Annotated in this window: 16 protein-coding genes; 7 read left to right on the forward strand and 9 right to left on the reverse strand. The window is 68.9% G+C overall.

Features of this window, described 5'->3' with window-relative positions; translation table 11 throughout:
* The first annotated feature begins 12 nt into the window (after positions 1-12).
* Complete coding sequence (locus MUU77_RS01235; protein WP_245094123.1) at positions 13-219, forward strand: YdcH family protein; 207 nt, start codon at positions 13-15, stop codon at positions 217-219.
* A gap of 298 nt (positions 220-517) precedes the next feature.
* Positions 518-1,237, forward strand: coding sequence for a hypothetical protein (locus tag MUU77_RS01240; RefSeq protein WP_245090638.1), 720 nt, complete (start codon positions 518-520; stop codon positions 1,235-1,237).
* A gap of 3 nt (positions 1,238-1,240) precedes the next feature.
* Here the strand turns inward: MUU77_RS01240 and plsB are convergent, their stop codons facing one another.
* From plsB to MUU77_RS01265, 5 genes are all read right to left on the reverse strand, one after another.
* The gene (gene plsB / locus MUU77_RS01245; RefSeq protein ID WP_245090651.1) at positions 1,241-3,928 is read right to left on the reverse strand and encodes a glycerol-3-phosphate 1-O-acyltransferase PlsB; all 2,688 of its coding nucleotides are present in this window, start codon (positions 3,926-3,928) and stop codon (positions 1,241-1,243) included.
* 117 nt (positions 3,929-4,045) lie between these two features.
* On the reverse strand, positions 4,046-4,420 hold the full coding sequence (locus MUU77_RS01250) for an excalibur calcium-binding domain-containing protein (RefSeq protein ID WP_245090653.1): 375 nt from the start codon (positions 4,418-4,420) through the stop codon (positions 4,046-4,048).
* Positions 4,417-5,349, reverse strand: coding sequence for a hypothetical protein (locus MUU77_RS01255; protein WP_245090655.1), 933 nt, complete (start codon positions 5,347-5,349; stop codon positions 4,417-4,419). The genes MUU77_RS01250 and MUU77_RS01255 overlap by 4 nt, the downstream gene beginning before the upstream one ends.
* Before the next feature lie 310 nt (positions 5,350-5,659).
* On the reverse strand, positions 5,660-6,385 hold the full coding sequence (gene pyrF / locus MUU77_RS01260) for an orotidine-5'-phosphate decarboxylase (protein WP_245090658.1): 726 nt from the start codon (positions 6,383-6,385) through the stop codon (positions 5,660-5,662).
* On the reverse strand, positions 6,382-7,290 hold the full coding sequence (locus MUU77_RS01265; RefSeq protein ID WP_245090683.1) for a 5'-nucleotidase, lipoprotein e(P4) family: 909 nt from the start codon (positions 7,288-7,290) through the stop codon (positions 6,382-6,384). Before MUU77_RS01265 ends, pyrF begins: the two co-directional genes overlap by 4 nt.
* Positions 7,291-7,404: 114 nt before the next feature.
* On the opposite strand from MUU77_RS01265, the gene MUU77_RS01270 reads away from it, so the two are divergent.
* Positions 7,405-8,058: a DUF480 domain-containing protein gene (locus MUU77_RS01270; RefSeq protein ID WP_245090685.1), complete on the forward strand. Its 654-nt coding sequence runs from the start codon at positions 7,405-7,407 to the stop codon at positions 8,056-8,058.
* A gap of 3 nt (positions 8,059-8,061) precedes the next feature.
* On the opposite strand, the gene MUU77_RS01275 is transcribed toward MUU77_RS01270, so the two are convergent.
* Positions 8,062-8,550 (reverse strand): DinB family protein, encoded by a 489-nt coding sequence (locus tag MUU77_RS01275; RefSeq protein ID WP_245090688.1) that lies wholly within the window; start codon positions 8,548-8,550, stop codon positions 8,062-8,064.
* Between the two features lie 210 nt (positions 8,551-8,760).
* Here MUU77_RS01275 and MUU77_RS01280 point away from each other — a divergent pair, with 210 nt between their 5' ends.
* Both MUU77_RS01280 and MUU77_RS01285 read left to right on the forward strand, forming a co-directional pair.
* The gene (locus MUU77_RS01280) at positions 8,761-9,375 is read left to right on the forward strand and encodes a hypothetical protein (protein ID WP_245090691.1); all 615 of its coding nucleotides are present in this window, start codon (positions 8,761-8,763) and stop codon (positions 9,373-9,375) included.
* Between the two features lie 16 nt (positions 9,376-9,391).
* Positions 9,392-10,813, forward strand: a complete 1,422-nt coding sequence (locus tag MUU77_RS01285; protein WP_245090694.1) for a DUF2235 domain-containing protein — start codon at positions 9,392-9,394, stop codon at positions 10,811-10,813.
* A gap of 7 nt (positions 10,814-10,820) precedes the next feature.
* Here MUU77_RS01285 and MUU77_RS01290 read toward each other — a convergent pair whose 3' ends face one another.
* Genes MUU77_RS01290 through MUU77_RS01300 form a run of 3 tightly spaced genes read right to left on the reverse strand, consistent with a single transcriptional unit; the run spans position 10,821 to position 13,636 of the window.
* A complete protein-coding gene (locus MUU77_RS01290; RefSeq protein WP_245090697.1) occupies positions 10,821-11,195 on the reverse strand; it encodes a VOC family protein in 375 nt (124 codons plus the stop codon).
* 20 nt (positions 11,196-11,215) lie between these two features.
* The gene (locus MUU77_RS01295) at positions 11,216-11,602 is read right to left on the reverse strand and encodes a hypothetical protein (protein WP_245090700.1); all 387 of its coding nucleotides are present in this window, start codon (positions 11,600-11,602) and stop codon (positions 11,216-11,218) included.
* A 57-nt stretch (positions 11,603-11,659) separates the two neighbouring features.
* Positions 11,660-13,636, reverse strand: coding sequence for a UvrD-helicase domain-containing protein (locus MUU77_RS01300; RefSeq protein WP_245090702.1), 1,977 nt, complete (start codon positions 13,634-13,636; stop codon positions 11,660-11,662).
* A 59-nt stretch (positions 13,637-13,695) separates the two neighbouring features.
* Between MUU77_RS01300 and MUU77_RS01305 the strand changes: the two genes are divergently transcribed.
* Positions 13,696-14,445 (forward strand): hypothetical protein, encoded by a 750-nt coding sequence (locus tag MUU77_RS01305; RefSeq protein WP_245090705.1) that lies wholly within the window; start codon positions 13,696-13,698, stop codon positions 14,443-14,445.
* A 47-nt stretch (positions 14,446-14,492) separates the two neighbouring features.
* Complete coding sequence (locus tag MUU77_RS01310) at positions 14,493-15,197, forward strand: hypothetical protein (RefSeq protein WP_245090707.1); 705 nt, start codon at positions 14,493-14,495, stop codon at positions 15,195-15,197.
* Position 15,198: the final 1 nt, after the last annotated feature.

Raw genomic sequence — 15,198 nt, forward strand, 5'->3', positions numbered from 1 at the left:
TACGCTCGCCGGGTGGACGCCAGCGACCCTGCCGACATCGCCGAGAAGATTGCCGCGCTGCGGCTGGAGCACCGCGACCTGGACGCGGCGATCGCACGCCTGGCAGGCGACACCGAGGCCGACGAACTGGCGGTCAAGCGCCTGAAGAAGCGCAAGCTGTGGCTGAAGGACTGCATCGCGCGGCTGGAAAGCGCGCTGATCCCGGACGAGCCCGCCTGATCGATCCCCCCGGGGGTCCGATGTCAGGCCGCGCTCGACCGAATCTGACGTGGGGCGTCACCCACTGCCGGCGCAGTCCTGGCCCGGCCCGGTCGGCGATCGAGTCAAGTCCCTGAAACATCCGGCGCTGGCTGCCCCTGCCCGCGCCCGGAACACGGTCCGGCCAAGTTGGCCCGATGCTTGCTTCAGTCCCGGGTGTGGGGATTTCCCCTACGACCCGACCGCATGCCGTCCTGCCGGCGCCGCGGTCCCCAACGACGAGCCCCGTGCGCTGCGCGCGCCGTGGCGAGGGAGCGGCATGCAGCAGGACAAGCCATTCAACCACCGCCTGGAGCCGCGCCTGCGGGACGCGCTGGCGGCCACGGGCCTGGCGGAGGAGGCGACGGCGGGCATGGGGCTGCGCACGCGGCGCATCGCGCCCGGCGACCCGCTGGGCGACGTGCCGCGCCTGCGCCGCGAAGTGTATTTCCACGAACAGGGCCAGTTCGGCGACCGCAGCAAGCGCGTCGCCGATGGACTGGATGCCTGCGGCACCACCCTGGCGGTGGAGAAGGGCGCGCAGGCGATCGCCACGCTGCGCCTGCACGATTTCTCGCCGCTGGCGGTGCAGGTGGAGTACGGCAGCCTGTTCCAGGTCGATGCGTTCGCGCGCACTTGGCCGCTGTCGCAGGTGGCGGTGGGCACGCGGTTCGCGGTGCAGGCCGACCAGCGCAGCAAGCCGGTCGTGGACCGGTTGTTGGAGGAAGCCTACCGCTGGGCGCAGGAGTCGCGCATCCAGTTCTGCCTGTTGGCGTGCGAGCCGTTCCTGCACGGCGTGTTCGAGCACTACGGCTTCCGCGAGTACCTGCCGCCGGCGATCCTGCCCGGCGGCGTGGACCTGCTGCGCATGGTGCTGGTGCTGGACGACGAGCCGCACCTGTCCGAGTGCGGCTCGCCCCTGCTGCGCCTGGTCCGCGACCCGGCGCGCGCGATGCCCGCCAAGGCGTGGCTGACGCGCAGCTTCAACGTGGCCGGCTGAGGCTCAGTCCTGCGCAGGCGGGAGTTCCGCCGGGCGCGCGGCTTCCGGACTGACCTTCTCGATGGTGTGGCGCAGCTCCCGCCCCAGGATGGCCTTGGCGTCGCGCGCCCAGGCGTCCAGGCGTTCGTCGAACACCAGCTTGCTGTTCTCGTCGGGCCAGACCAGCCTCAGCTCGCGCAGCTTCTGGATGAAGCCGCGGAACAGCGTCTTGTCGAAGAACTCCGGCGCCGCCGGCGCGTACAGCAGGCTGAGCCGCTGCGCGGCCTGCTGGCACAGGCTCTCCAGTTCCGCGGCGCCCAGCGTGCCGGGCCCGTTCTTCACCAGCACCGAGATGGCGATGTAGTAGCGCTCGAAGGCCTGCTGCAGCGAGTGGCCGATCGCGCGCAGGCGGAACACTTCGTCGGTCTGTCCCGCGCTGCGCGCCAGGATGCCGCCGTCGTCCTCGTTGACCTGCTGCAGCAGGCCTTCGCGGACGAACACCTCGATGGTGCGCTCCATGCGCTCGGCGAACTCGTCCTCGCTCCACGGCAGGAACAGCTCGCCCTGCAGGAACGGGTACAGCGTGCGGCCCAGCCGCAGCACCCCGGCCCGGCTCATCCGGCGGTTGTTCTGGAAGCAGCACGCGATCCACGACGAGGCGGTGAACAGGTGCAGCACGTTGTTGCGGTAGTAGCTCAGCAGTACCGCGGTGTCGCCGTCCACGCTCAGCACGTCGCCCAGCGGATGCTTGATCCGCTGCAGCATGTTGATCTCCTCGGCGTGGGCGATGATGCGCTCGGGCGAATGCGGGGTGACGGTGACGCGGTCGGAGTACGGAAGTTCGGCCAGCAGCGTCTTGGACAGTTCGATCTGCGCGATCAGGTCGGCCTCGCCCATCGCGTGCTTGGGCGTGGACAGCAGCGCCAGCGCCAGCAGGTTGATCGGGTTCACGTCGGCGGCGCGGTTGATGTTGACCTGGATCTGCTGCGCCAGCGCATCCACCGTGTCCGACAGCCAGGCGGGCTTCTCTTCCTCGCCCACCGGCTGGCCTCCCCATTCGGGCGCGTGCCTGGCCAGGGCCTCGTTGAGCAGGATGGGCTCGCCGAAATTCACCACCACCTGCCCGTAGTTCTGCCGCAGCACCTTGGGGATGCCCCACAGCACGGCCCAGATGGATTCCTTCTCCTTCGGGCGGCCGCTGAGTTCGTCCAGGTAGCTGGTGCCTTCCAGCAGCTTTTCGTAGCCGATGTACACCGGCTGGAACAGCACCGGCTTGCGCGGCTGGCGCAGGAAGGCGCGCACCGTCATCGAGATCATGCCGCCCTTGGGCGGCAGCAGCCGGCCGGTGCGCGAGCGCCCGCCCTCGATGAAGTACTCCAGCGAGTAGCCGCCGGACACCAGCTGCGCCACGTACTCGGTGAAGACCGCCGAATACAGCGGGTTGCCGCGGAAGCTGCGGCGCATGAAGAACGCGCCGCCCTTGCGCAGCAGCGTGCCCACCACCGGCAGGTTCAGGTTGATGCCCGCGGCGATGTGCGGGGGCACGATGCCGCGCTCGTACAGCAGGTAGGACAGCAGCAGGTAGTCCATGTGGCTGCGGTGGCAGGGCACGTAGACGACTTCGTGGCCGGGCGCGGCGTCCTTGAACTTGTCCAGGTGGTGGACCAGCACGCCGTCGTAGATCTGGTTCCACACATGGCTCAGCAGGAAGCTGGCCGAGCGCACCACCGGGTTGGAATAGTCGGCGGCGATTTCCCAGGCGTAGGCGTGCGCCTTCTTCCAGGCATCCTCGGGCTTGGACTTGTCGCGCCTGGCCTGCTCGCCGATGGCTTCCTTCACCGGCTCGGCGGCCAGCACCTGGTCCACCAGCAGCCGGCGCGTGGACAGGTCGGGGCCGATGATGGCTTCGCGGATGCGGTGGAAGTGCGTGCGCAGCACCCGCGACAGCTTGCGGACGGTGCGTTCGGGTTCCAGCCCTTCATCGACCGTGTCGCGCAGCGAGACCGGCGGCGCGAAGCGCACGATGGTGCCGCGGCCGTTGAGCAGGATGGCCAGCAGGCGGCGGAAACGGCCGACGATGGCCCAGTTTTCCGAGAACAGCACCGAGAACCAGCCGCTCTGCTTGTCCGGCGCGCGGCCGACGAAGATCGACACGGGCACCAGCTGCACGTCCAGGTCCGGTTGCGCGCGATGGGCCTGCAACAGCTTGGCGAGGGAGCCCGAATGCGTCTTGGCGCTGACCTGGTCGGGGATCAGCGTGCTGGCGTTGCGGCGCGACAGCGCCACGTAGGCGCGCTTGCGGCCCAGCGGATTGCCGCCGACCGGCACCGGTACCAGCGGCGAGGGCAGGCCGGCGTCGCGGCAGGCGCGATCGAGGATCAGCGCGTTGGACAGGCCATAGTCCTCCAGCACGTAGCAGACCGGTCGGCCGTCCAGCAGGCCGACCGGCGCCTCGGGTTCGATGTTCAGCGCCAGCCACGGATCGGCGACGCGGCCGAGCAGGCGCGCCCACAGCGGCCGCTTGGCCTGGCGGGTGGTCGGCGGCGGGGCCATCGGGACGCCGGCGGCAGGCGCGGCGTGGTCGTGGCCGGCCGCCGGGTCCGGCGCCGCCTCGGGCGCGGGCGCATCCGTCGTCGCGGGCTTCTGCGCCGGCGACGGGGGTTTCGGGGCGTCCGGGAACGGCAGGGAATTCTGTTCAGGCATCGCCCGCATTATGGCCCACGCCCGTGGCTGGCTGGAAAGCCGCCGCAGCGCGTGGCGCGCGCTGCGGGTGCGTTGCGGTCGCCTCCGGGGGGGCGGCAGCGGCGCACGTGGCTGAAACGCGGGGTGTCAGCGCCCCCGGTAGGGTTCGCAGCCCACGCCGTCGCCGTCGCGGTCCAGATGGGGGCCATAGCCCGGATCGCCCCGTCGTACCGGCGCCGCACCCCGGGCGCGGGCTTGGTCGCAGTTGCGGAAGGCCCGCGTGGGCGCCGTCTCGCGCATGGGCACCGGCGTGGCAGGGGTGCGTCCAGGCGGGGGCAGGGGCGCGACGGGGGCGGCGCTGGCCGGTGCGGCGCTTCGATGGCAGTGGTACTGGCCCGTCTTCCGGTTCGTATGGCAGCCGTGCCGGTCCAGGCCACCGGGGTGCGCGTGCGTGACGGCCGCGCAGGCGAGCAGCCCCGCGAGCGCGAAGGACGCCCACGCGGCCTGTGCCGGGCCCCTCATGGCGGGGGCGGGGTTTCGGTTTCGGGCGGCGGTGGCGGCGGGGTGCCCGGCGCGGCCGTCACCGCCGCCAGCACGGCATCGGCGTGCCTGAGATAGTCGCTGAGGTACCACCGGCCCTCGCGCCGGGTCAGGCTGACCACGGTGTCGATCTCGCGCTCGCCCAGCGGATAGTGGATGCGCACGGTGGCGGCGTCGCCCTTCTGGTCCACCAGGCCCGTGCGCAGGTCGGCGAACGTGGTGTCCAGGGGCAGGCCATAGCGCGCGAACGTCGCCTTCGCCTCGATGAAGAACGGCGTCAGCCGGCGCAGGCTGGCGGTCATGCCGGCCTCGCTGAGAGCCTGCTCGGTGGTCAGCCCGCTGCGGCGCGCGGCGGGCGCCAGCCGCATCAGTGTGGTGCGCGCCAGGGCGGGATCGCCAAGCGGGGCCTGCTGGGCCCACTCGCCCAGCGCCGCGATCACCTGTGCATAGTGGTCGCGCTCTTCCTGGGTGTAGTTGCCCTCGTTCTTCACGTACTGCACGCCGAACAGGCCCAGCGTGCGCGCGGCTTCCTTCAGGTCGCGGTCCTGGCGCGCGAACTGGCGGTCGAAGCTGCGCTGCAGGGTCTTTTCCGCATCGGGCGCGGACAGCGCGGCGAGCATCGGCACCAGCTTGTCGTCCAGCGGCAGTTCGGTCAGCGGCCAGCGGCTCTGCCCGGCGCGCCATGCCGCCTCCAGCCGCGCATGCGTGGCGGGCGGCACGGCATCGCGGGCGAAGCCTTCCAGGTCGTTGCGCTGCAGGTGGGTGGCCAACTGGCGCACGGCCGCCGCGGGCTCGCTGGCGGCGCCAGCGAGCTCCTCGGGCTCGCGCTTCTTGCAGGCGGCCATCAGCACGAGCGGCAGCACGAGGGCGGCCAGCACGCGTACGGCGGACGCAGAGGGCTTCGGCTTCATCCAGTGACTCCCCAGTCGCCCCGCATCTTCGCGGCCGGCGCGGGGAGCGGCAAGCATGGACGTCGCAGTTGGGAAGCGAAGGCGGGGGCGGGCAACGGCAGCGATCGTTCCGACGCCATGGAGGCGACGGCCCGCCGGAACAAAAAAGGGGACCCGGTGTCTTGCGACGCGTCGGGTCCCCTGAAATCCGGCCGAAGCCGGAGGACGAAGTGTTGTGGCACATCTCCAGCCCAAGGGCCGGATGCGCACAGCCTACCCGTGCCCGGATGCTAAGGCAATACCTGAAGTAAATCCATCTAAGCCATTGTTTTTATTTGATTGCTTCCGCAATTTCGGCCTGGATGGCTTCGGCCGCCGCCTTGGGGTCGGCGGCCCGGCTGATGGGCCGCCCCACCACGATCGCATCGGCGCCCAGGGCGAAGGCCTCGGCCACGCCCACCGTGCGCTTCTGGTCGTCGCCCACCGGCCCTCCCGGGCGGATGCCGGGACAGACGATGGAAAAGCCCGGGCCGGTGGCGGCGCGGATCAGGCCGGCCTCCTGCCCCGAGCAGATCACGCCGTCGATGCCGGACGCCTGCGCTGCCAGCGCGCGTTGAACGACGATCTCGGCCGGTTCGCCGCTGTTGATGCCCATTGCCCGCAGATCGGCGCCATCCATCGAGGTCAGCACGGTCACCGCCAGCAGCCGCAGGTCGCCGCTGCGCGCGGCCGCGGCCGCTTCCATCATCCCGGCATGCCAGCCATGGACGGTCGCGTAGGTCACCGGCCAGCGCGACAGGCCGCGGATCACGCCGGCCACGGTGGCCGGGATGTCGAAGAACTTCAGGTCGACGAAGACGCGCTTGTCGCGCCGGGCGAGTTCGTCCAGCACGGTGAAGTAATCGCCGCTGGCCAGCAGCTCCATGCCGATCTTGTAGAACCGCACCGCATCGCCCAACCGGTCGACCCACGCCAACGCGTCGGTGCCGGAGGGAGCGTCCAGCGCGAAGATCAGGCGCTCGCGCGCGGTCAGCGCAACGGGGCCGGCGCCGCTCACGGCGCGTAGTCCAGCGCGTCGCGCTTGGCCTGGGTGCGGGCAGCGGCGGGCTGATCCCAGGCGTTGTTGAACAGGGCCGGTTCCCACGAGCCGTAGGTGGGGTTGGGCAGCATCCACCAGCGCTCGCCGAACCAGTCGTCGTATTCGTCGAACAGGGCCTGGCGGCCCTCGCGGGTATTGGCCACCACTTCGGTGAAGTCGCCGATCTGGTCGCCGAACTGCATCAGCACGCGGTATTTCTGCCCGGCCAGGCGGCGACGGCAGTTCTTCTCGCTGCCGTTCTGCTCGCAGCCTTCCAGCACCGTGCCCAGACCGAGGAACACGCTGTCGTCGGCCACCGGCAGGCCCGCTTCGCGCAGGTTGGCCAGCGTGGCTTCCTTCAGGTGCACGGCGCGGTTGGAGATGTACAGGACGGTCACCCCCTTCTCGGCGGCGGCCTTGGCGAAATCCACCACGCCCGGCAGCGGCTTGGCCTTCTTCTCGGCCACCCACTGGTCCCAGCTGACCTCGTCGTATTCCTTGCCGTCGCGGATCAGGCGGGCCTGGTAGGGCGAGTTGTCCAGCACGGTCTCGTCCACGTCCATCACCACGGCAGGCTTCAGTCCCGTGGCGGCGTTGCCGCGCTCGTCGGGCACCAGTGCATCCCAGTGCTTTTCCTTCAGCGCGGCATCCAGATGGTCGGCGGCGGCCCGGAAGGTCTGGGTGGTGATCGCGCGGTATTCCACCGAGGTCTGCACCCAGGCCACCGCGTTGAGATTGTCGTGCGTGCCGGAGGGCTTGGCCTGGGTCGCGGCGGCAGCGGGCGCCGCGGGCGCGGCCGGCGCCGCCGCGGGTTCGGTGCGCTTGCACGCGGACAGGGTCAGCAACGAAGCCGCCAGGCCGGCGGCGAGCAGGGAAACGCGCATGTGGGATCCGGTCTTCGAAGTGCCGGAATTCTAGCCGACCGGTGTTACAGCCGTCGTTTGGCGCGGCGATGCATCGGGTTATCCTGCCGGCCCGTTCCTGTTCCCGATGCCTCCATGCAAGACACCGCGCCCGTCCTGAACGCCGCCGAGGCCCGCCTGCTGGGCTGCCTGATCGAGAAGGAAGCCACCACGCCGGAGACCTATCCGCTGACGGTGAACGCCGCGCAGGTCGCGGCCAACCAGAAGACCGCGCGCGAGCCGGTGATGGCGCTGGATCCGGGCGCGGTGAACCATGCGCTGCGGCAGCTGGAACAGAAAGGGCTGGCCAAGCAGGTGTTCTCTTCGCGCGCCGAGCGCTACGAGCACCGGACCGCGGCGTTCTTCGGCATTCCGCAGCAGCAGGCCGTGCTGCTGGGGCTGCTGATGCTGCGTGGCGCGCAGACGGTGCACGAACTGCTCGCGCGCAGCGAACGCCTGTTCAAGTTCGCCGACGCCGATGACGTGCGCCACCATCTCGACCGCCTGGCCCAGCGCGAACCTGCGCTGGTGGTGCAGATCCCGCGCGGCCCCGGACAGCGCGAAGACCGGTACGCGCACCTGCTCTGCGGCCCGGTGGATGTGGCCGCGATCGCGGCGCGCCTGCCGTCCGCACCGCTCGCTGGCGAGCCCGCGCATGCGGACCTCGAAGCGCGCATCGCGGCGCTGGAAGGCGAGGTGGCCGCGTTGCGCGAACAGGTATCCCGGCTGCTCGCCACGGGTGACGACTGAGCCTCAGGCTTCGTCCGGCAGCAGCGCCAGCAGGTCGGTCACGCCCACCTCCACGCCCGCCTGCGACAGCAAGGTGGTGACCTGTCCGCGATGATGGGTCTGGTGGTTGAACAGGTGCGTGAGCAGGCCTTCGACGCTGCGCGTGAACGGGGTTCCCTTCGTGTTGCTGTAGGTCAGGCGGGACGACAACTGCGCCGGCGTGAGCGTGTCCACCCAGCGCAGGATGAGTGCGTCCAGCCATTCACGCCGCGCGCGCAGTGCCGCAAGCGTCGCATACGGCATCGCGTCCAGTGCGGCCGGCATCGGCGTGTCGTCCAGCGCGGCCAGCATGGGCGAGGCATCGACGGCGGCGGCGAACCGCTTGAGCCAGATCGTATCGGCCACCACCAGATGATTCAGCGTGCCGAGCACCGAACCGAAGAACGCGCCGCGATCCTGGGCCAGCGCTTCATCCGTCAATGCCGCGGCCGCGTCGTAGAGGCGGCGGTTCATCCATTGGTTGTACGTCGCCAGTAATGTGAATCGTGCATCGCTCGCCATGCCCCTGCGTCTCCTGTGCCTGTTGTGTGCATTGTCCGCATCGACTCGTCCAGCGCGAGAGGAATGAGTAAGCGGGTTCGCGCGGATACCCTCCAATGGCGATTGCAGGCAGGGTCCGTCCACGCTAACGTCGGCATCGCCGACAGGCTGGGAAACGCCATCATGGAACGACGCCTTCTCCGGAACCTCGCTACCAGCGCGCTGATCTCCGTTGCCACGACAGGATGCCACGCCACCATGGCCACATCGACCTCATCCGGGCCTTCTTCCGCGCTGCCGGAGGGCCACTACACCAACGTCGGCGCCGAATGGCCGCTGAAGTTCAGGGCGCACTATTTCGGCGGCCACTGCTTCGACACCCAATCGTGCGAGATCGTCTATCGTGGTTTCAGGCATGGAGCGGAAGACAGGCCGTCGCCCGCAGTCGAATCGTATGGGCGGCCGCTCGAGAAGCTGCTGAGTGCGGGCCGTGGCCCCATTCCGAACTTCCCGCCCCCGGCCCGCGTCACTTGGCGCGCGAAGGACGGGACGCCGTTTGAGGCCGAGATCGACATCGGTGAAATTTTCCGGGATGAGTTGATACGACACCATGTGGCACGGGAAGATGCCCTGGATCCTGCGACCAGCGGGACGCCCGGAATCATCCTGGAGGTGAACGATCGGACCATCAACGTCTACATGCGGGCCATGATCGCGTTGAAGAAGCCGCAGTTTCCGGATCGTCCGCACAGTGATTTCCGCGACGACCTGATCAAGGTATTCAGCCGCACGTACTGAGCAAGGAGTGCTCGTCATGGGTTCGGTCCACAACTCGCAGCCGCGCGATGGCGGCGTCGACATCGAGATCGTCGGTGCCGAGGGTCCCGAGAGTTATCGTAGCGCCGAGGAGGCATTGGCGCAGCTCCGTATCCCCGTTCTCCTTCGGAGAGATCGTCCGCACGAGCGACTGTATGTTGCGACGATGGACGGTACCGGCAATAGCATGTTCGATGACGAACCAGAGAAATGGAGCGCCGTCGCCAAGCTGTATGACCAGATCGAACAAAGAAAGCCCGCGCGCATCGCCGCGGGCTATGTAGAAGGCACCTACACCCAGAACGGCCTGCTGAAGAAGCCTGAAAAACTGTGGGACGGCCGCTTCGGCCATACCTTCGACGAGCGGGTCGAGACGGCCTATCTGCAGCTCTGCGAGCAGGCCAAGAAATGGCTCGAGGAAGATCCCCTGGCCCAGGTCAGGATAGCGGGCGTGGGTTTCAGCCGTGGTGCGGAGAGTGTTGCGGCCCTGGAGCGCATGGTGCACGAGCGGGGCATCCGCGACCCGTTGGGCGTGAAGGTGGAGCGCGACGCGGAAAATCTTGTCGTAAGCATCCAGTATGCGGACCGTCCCCTGCTTGTGGAGCCGGGCAAAACTCCGCAAGTCGCGTTGCTCTTCGACCCCGTGTCGACGGGGGTCGAGGAACACGACCGGCGCCTTCCGCCCTCGACGCTGTCCACCCTGCAGATCACGGCACAGCACGAGCGTCGCGATCTTTTCCCCTCCAGCCAGCACGTTCCCCGGGGTTTCAGCGAAGACCATCGCAACTACAACGCATGGGTGGCCGGCTGCCATAGCGACATCGGTGATACGTACCGGCGCAACGGCCTGGGCGCGCTGAGCTTCAATCTGGGCGTGGAGTTCCTCAACCGGTTGAGTGACCGGCCCTATCTCGAAAAGCGGCCCGTTCCCGATGACCCTGCCCAGTTCGTCATCCATCGCTCCGACCAGCACATGGGCGGTCTGTACGGCACGCGTGGCTACGATCACGACGGCGTCCGCGACCACGAGGACACGCTGGCGCCGGAACGGCTCTGCCGGCGTGGCGTGGTCGACGACTGCAACCGCAAGCAGCCGATCGACGATGCGCTCGATGCCCAGATCGAGCGCCGCACCGGCGTGTCGTTGCAGGCATCCCCGCAGGCCATGGACGGGCGTGTCGACGATGCAGGGGATCGCTCCACCTGGTCCGGGCTGAATGAGATCGTGGAGCGGGCGTCGCGGGCGGGTGCGTCAAACGGAAGCGACCCAATGTCGGCCGTAGTGAGTGAATACCTTCGTGGTCCCTGGGGCAGGCAGTTCCAGGCCGATGTCGCGAGGCATCTGGCGGCGGCTCAGCAGATGGAGGTGATACCCGCTGTCAGCGAGCCGGTACGCGAAGCATCCGGTCCAGTGCGCTGAGCGCACATCAGCGCCTTTCCTCCATCAGGCCGACCAGGTTGCCGTCCGGATCGCGCAGGAAGCCGGTCCACAGTTCGTGGTCCGGCATGCGCGCGACCAGTTGCGGCGGGCGTTCCTCGGTGGCGCCGCGCGCCACCAGTCCGGCCTGGGTGGCCTGGATGTCCTCCACGCTGAAATAGAGGATCGAGTTCGCGCCGACGGTGCCTGCGCCCTGCGGCGTGGTCAGCATCAGTCGCACATCGCCGGCCTGCAGGAAGGCCAGCGTCGGTCCCGGCTGGAACAGGAACGCCAGGCCGAGTACATCGCGATAGAACGCCAGCGCCGCTTCGACATCGCTGACGGTGATGGCGATCTGGCGAATGCCGGAAAGTCGGGGTTCCATTGCGGTGCCCCCTTCGGTCATCACTTCGGGCGCCGGCTGCTGCGCAGCAGGAACAGGCTGCCGACCAGCATGCCGAGCAGCGACGCGGCCAGGCCCAGGCCCAAGGCCACCACCACATCGGCCACCGGCGCGCCGGGGCCGGTCACGCCGCGCGCTGCGTCCACCGCGATGCGCACCAGCACCGCGACCGGCACGGCCGCGCCGATCAGCAGCCACAAGCTGAGGAAGCGGCCAGTACCGAAGGCGCGCAGCAGCATGGCGATCACGCCCACCGCCACCAGGCCGGGACCATACAGGGCGCGCGGCAGGCCGGCCTGTTCCGGCGCCAGCTGCCAGTAGGGAAAGCCCACGCCGACCAGGGCGATCAGGAAGCCGATCCACCGCCAAGCCCTGCTGTCGCGCGTCATGCCCCGCTCCCTACGTGTGGATGCCGCGCAGCGTAGCGCAACCGCCGCCGGCGCGCGTCAGTCGAACATCGCCTGGATCGCGGCCAGGCCGGCGCTGGCGCGTTCCTTCTTGCGTTCCGCATCGGCCACCGGATCCGCGCCGTCGCGCTGCAGCTCATCGGCTGGCAGTTCGTCGATGAATCGGCTGGGTTGCAGGCGCAGGCGTTCGCCGAAGCGGCGGGTCTCGCGGCTGTGGCTGAGCCACAACTGGATCTTGGCGCGGGTGATGCCCACGTACATCAGGCGCCGCTCTTCCTGCAGGTTGCCTTCCTCCACGCTGGTCTCGTGCGGCAGCGTGCCGTCCTCGCAGCCGACGATGAACACGTACGGGAACTCCAGGCCCTTGGCGGCGTGCAGGCTCATCAGGCGCACCTGGTTGCCGCCATCGTCCTTGTCGTTGCGCGACAGCAGCGCCAGCTGCGCGGCCAGGTCGCCGGCCGAACTGCCGCGCGGGCCGCCCTCGAACCAGTCCGCCAGTTCATCCAGGTTGGCGCGGCGGCGCTGGAACGAGGCTTCGTCCTTGCACTGCGCGCGCAGGTCGGCCAGCAGGCCGGAGCGCTCGCTGAGCCGCCGCACCAGGTCCGCGGGGGGCAGTTCCTCGGCGTGGCGGCGCAGGTCGCGCAGGATGTCGACGAAGGCGCTCAGGCCATTGGCCGCGCGCGGCGGCAGCGCCTTCAGCGCCCCCATCGATTCGGCGGCGCGCGACAGCGGCAGGTGCGCGTGTTGCGCCATCTCGGCGAGCTTGGCAAGCGAGGTGGCGCCGACTTCGCGCTTGGGCGACTGCACCGCGCGCAGGAAAGCGGCGTCGTCGTCGGGGTTCACCAGCAGGCGCAGCCACGACAGGGCGTCCTTCACTTCCTGGCGCTCCAGGAAGGCGGTGCCGCCGGTCAGGTGGTAGGGGATGCGCAGCAGCTGCAGCGCCTTCTCCAGCGCGCGCGACTGATGATTGCCGCGGAACAGGATGCAGAAGTCGCTCCAGGCCGCGCTCCTGGACGCATGCACGAAGGAGATCTCGGCCGCGACCTTTTCGGCCTCGTGTTCGCTGTCGCGGCATTCCCATACGCGGATGCGCTCGCCGTCGGCCTGGTCGCTCCACAGCTTCTTCGGGTGTTCGTGCGGGTTGTTGGCGATCAGCGCGTTGGCGGCGCGCAGCACGCGGTTGCTGCAGCGGTAGTTCTGCTCCAGCTTGATGATCTGCAGGGCCGGATAATCCTTCGCCATCTGCAGCAGGTTGTCGGGATTGGCGCCGCGCCAGGCGTAGATGCTCTGGTCGTCGTCGCCCACGCAGGTGAAGTCGCCGCGCTCGCCGGCGATGGCCTTCAGCAGGCGGTACTGGGCGTCGTTGGTGTCCTGGCATTCGTCGACCAGCAGGTAGCCGATGCGCTCGCGCCACGCCGCTGTGATTTCCGGGTCGCTCTCGAGCACCTGCACCGGCAGGCGGATCAGGTCGTCGAAATCGACGGCGTTGAACGTGGTCAGCCGGTCCTGGTAACGCTGGTACAGCAGCGCGGCTTCCTTCTCGCGGTTCGTGCGCGCGTGGGCCAGCGCCTCTTCCGGCGAGAGACCGGCGTTCTTCGCGCGCGAGATCAGGTTCTTCGCCATCTCCACCTCGTCGGGCTTGGCGCCGTACATCAGGTCCTTGACCTGCGCGCTGGCGTCGTCGGCGTCGAAGATGGAGAAGCCGCGCTTCAGGCCCACGGCGGCGTGTTCGATCTGCAGGAACTTCAGCCCCAGCGCATGGAAGGTGCAGATCGTCAGGCCCTCGGCCGCGTCGCCCTTGATGCGCTTGGACACGCGTTCGCGCATTTCCTTGGCGGACTTGTTGGTGAAGGTGATCGCCGCGATCCGGCGCGCCGGAAAGTGGTTGCCGGCGATCAGGTGCGCGATCTTCTCCACGATCACGCGCGTCTTGCCGCTGCCCGCACCCGCGAGCACCAGCAGGGGGCCCCTGCTGTGAAGGACGGCGGCGCGTTGGGGGGGGTTGAGACCGTGCATGGGGCGTACTTCTGCGTAGGTCGTCAGTTTACAGACAACGGCGCCCTGCTCCCTATAGCATGGCCGGGCTGGCCCACATGGAGGTTACCTGGATGCGCATTCTCGGCTGCTGTCTGCTTGTCATCGCCTCTGCCCTGCCGTCGGCGCACGCCGCCGCCCAGGAAGAGAGGATCGATCCGGCGGTTCTGACGGAGGGATTCCTGGCAGCCCATCCGGACCTGCGATGGCGTGCCGAAGGCGTGCGCTCCTATGAGCGCAAGGACTACGCCGCCGCGATGACCGAACTCAAGCGTGCCGCCTACTATGGCGACAAGCCGGCGCAGGCGATCATCGCCGAGATGTACTGGGGCGGCATCGGAGTGCCGGAGGACCGGGCGCTCGCCTACGCCTGGATGGATATCGCCGCGGAGCGGGCCTATCACGATTTTCTGGTGCGCCGGGAAGGGTACTGGAGGGCGCTGGACGAAGCGCAGCGTCGCGATGCGCTGGAGCGCGGCCAGGCGGTGCTGGCCGAGTATGGCGATGATGTGGCCAAGCCGAGGCTGGAGAGGATCCTCAAGCGTGAGATGCGTCGCGTCACGGGAAGTCGGGTGGGGTTTGTCGGCAACCTCACCATCATTCCCAACACCGGCCCGCTGGCGGGGACGGGCATGACCCTGCGTGGCGACGAATACTATGCAAAGAAGTACTGGCAGCCCAGGGAATACTGGCAGTTGCAGGATGCGCTGTGGAAGGCGCCGCTGAAAGGGCGTGTGCGCGTGGGCGAGCTGGAGTCGGTGGAGTCCGAGGCGGGGCCCGGCAAGCCCTAGGATCGGGGAGGTCGCGCATGGACGTGAACCGCAAGCGGCGTAGGTGGATGGGCGCCATTGTCTTGGCTTGTCTGGCGGCCCTGCAGGCCGCGGCGGCGCAGGAGGGGGCCAAGCCGATCTCGCGGAAGCAGCAGGCCACCCTGAGCAGTGCGGTGTTCCTGAACGCGCACCCGGACATGAAACACCGCAAGCAGGGATGGGATGCCTATGCCGAGGGGGATTTCGCGCTGGCGCGCGCGCAATTCCTGAAGGCCGCCTGGTACGGCGACAAGCCCTCGCAGGCCATGCTGGCGGAGATGGACTGGAAAGGCCTGGGCGCGGCCGTGGATCGCGCCTCGGCCTACGTATGGGCCGACATCGCGGCCGAGCGCGGCTATGCCGTGTTCGTCGGGGTACGCGAACGCTACTGGCGCGCGCTGGACAATGCCGAAAAGGCGCGCGTGGCGCAGGACGGTCCGGTGCGCCTGGCCGAGTACGGTGATGGTGTCGCCCGTGGCCGTCTGGAGCGGCACCTGCGCCGGCATCTGCGCGACATCCAGTGGTCGTCGAGGACGGTGGCGCCGCCAAGGACGGTGACCGTGTACGACGATCACGGCGTTCCCAAGCGGATCGATGGAAGCCGCTTCTACTCGCCCACTTTCTGGGACCCGGCCCAATACCAGGCCTGGCAGGATGCTCAATGGCGAGCGCCCCCGGAAGGCAGCGTGGAGGTGGGCGGTGTCGAGCAGGTCAGGCCGCCCGAAGGCGAGTAGC

This window comes from Pseudoxanthomonas sp. F37 (assembly GCF_022965755.1).
In the GTDB taxonomy this organism is placed as follows: Bacteria; Pseudomonadota; Gammaproteobacteria; order Xanthomonadales; family Xanthomonadaceae; genus Pseudoxanthomonas_A.

Coding starts and splice junctions, on each gene's coding strand:
- MUU77_RS01240 (WP_245090638.1), top strand. CDS start 518: ATGCAGCAGGACAAGCCATTCAACCACCGCCTGGAGCCGCGCCTGCGG.
- plsB (WP_245090651.1), bottom strand. CDS start 3,928: ATGCGGGCGATGCCTGAACAGAATTCCCTGCCGTTCCCGGACGCCCCG.
- MUU77_RS01250 (WP_245090653.1), bottom strand. CDS start 4,420: ATGAGGGGCCCGGCACAGGCCGCGTGGGCGTCCTTCGCGCTCGCGGGG.
- MUU77_RS01255 (WP_245090655.1), bottom strand. CDS start 5,349: ATGAAGCCGAAGCCCTCTGCGTCCGCCGTACGCGTGCTGGCCGCCCTC.
- MUU77_RS01265 (WP_245090683.1), bottom strand. CDS start 7,290: ATGCGCGTTTCCCTGCTCGCCGCCGGCCTGGCGGCTTCGTTGCTGACC.
- MUU77_RS01270 (WP_245090685.1), top strand. CDS start 7,405: ATGCAAGACACCGCGCCCGTCCTGAACGCCGCCGAGGCCCGCCTGCTG.
- MUU77_RS01275 (WP_245090688.1), bottom strand. CDS start 8,550: ATGAACCGCCGCCTCTACGACGCGGCCGCGGCATTGACGGATGAAGCG.
- MUU77_RS01280 (WP_245090691.1), top strand. CDS start 8,761: ATGGAACGACGCCTTCTCCGGAACCTCGCTACCAGCGCGCTGATCTCC.
- MUU77_RS01285 (WP_245090694.1), top strand. CDS start 9,392: ATGGGTTCGGTCCACAACTCGCAGCCGCGCGATGGCGGCGTCGACATC.
- MUU77_RS01290 (WP_245090697.1), bottom strand. CDS start 11,195: ATGGAACCCCGACTTTCCGGCATTCGCCAGATCGCCATCACCGTCAGC.
- MUU77_RS01295 (WP_245090700.1), bottom strand. CDS start 11,602: ATGACGCGCGACAGCAGGGCTTGGCGGTGGATCGGCTTCCTGATCGCC.
- MUU77_RS01300 (WP_245090702.1), bottom strand. CDS start 13,636: ATGCACGGTCTCAACCCCCCCCAACGCGCCGCCGTCCTTCACAGCAGG.
- MUU77_RS01305 (WP_245090705.1), top strand. CDS start 13,696: ATGGCCGGGCTGGCCCACATGGAGGTTACCTGGATGCGCATTCTCGGC.
- MUU77_RS01310 (WP_245090707.1), top strand. CDS start 14,493: ATGGGCGCCATTGTCTTGGCTTGTCTGGCGGCCCTGCAGGCCGCGGCG.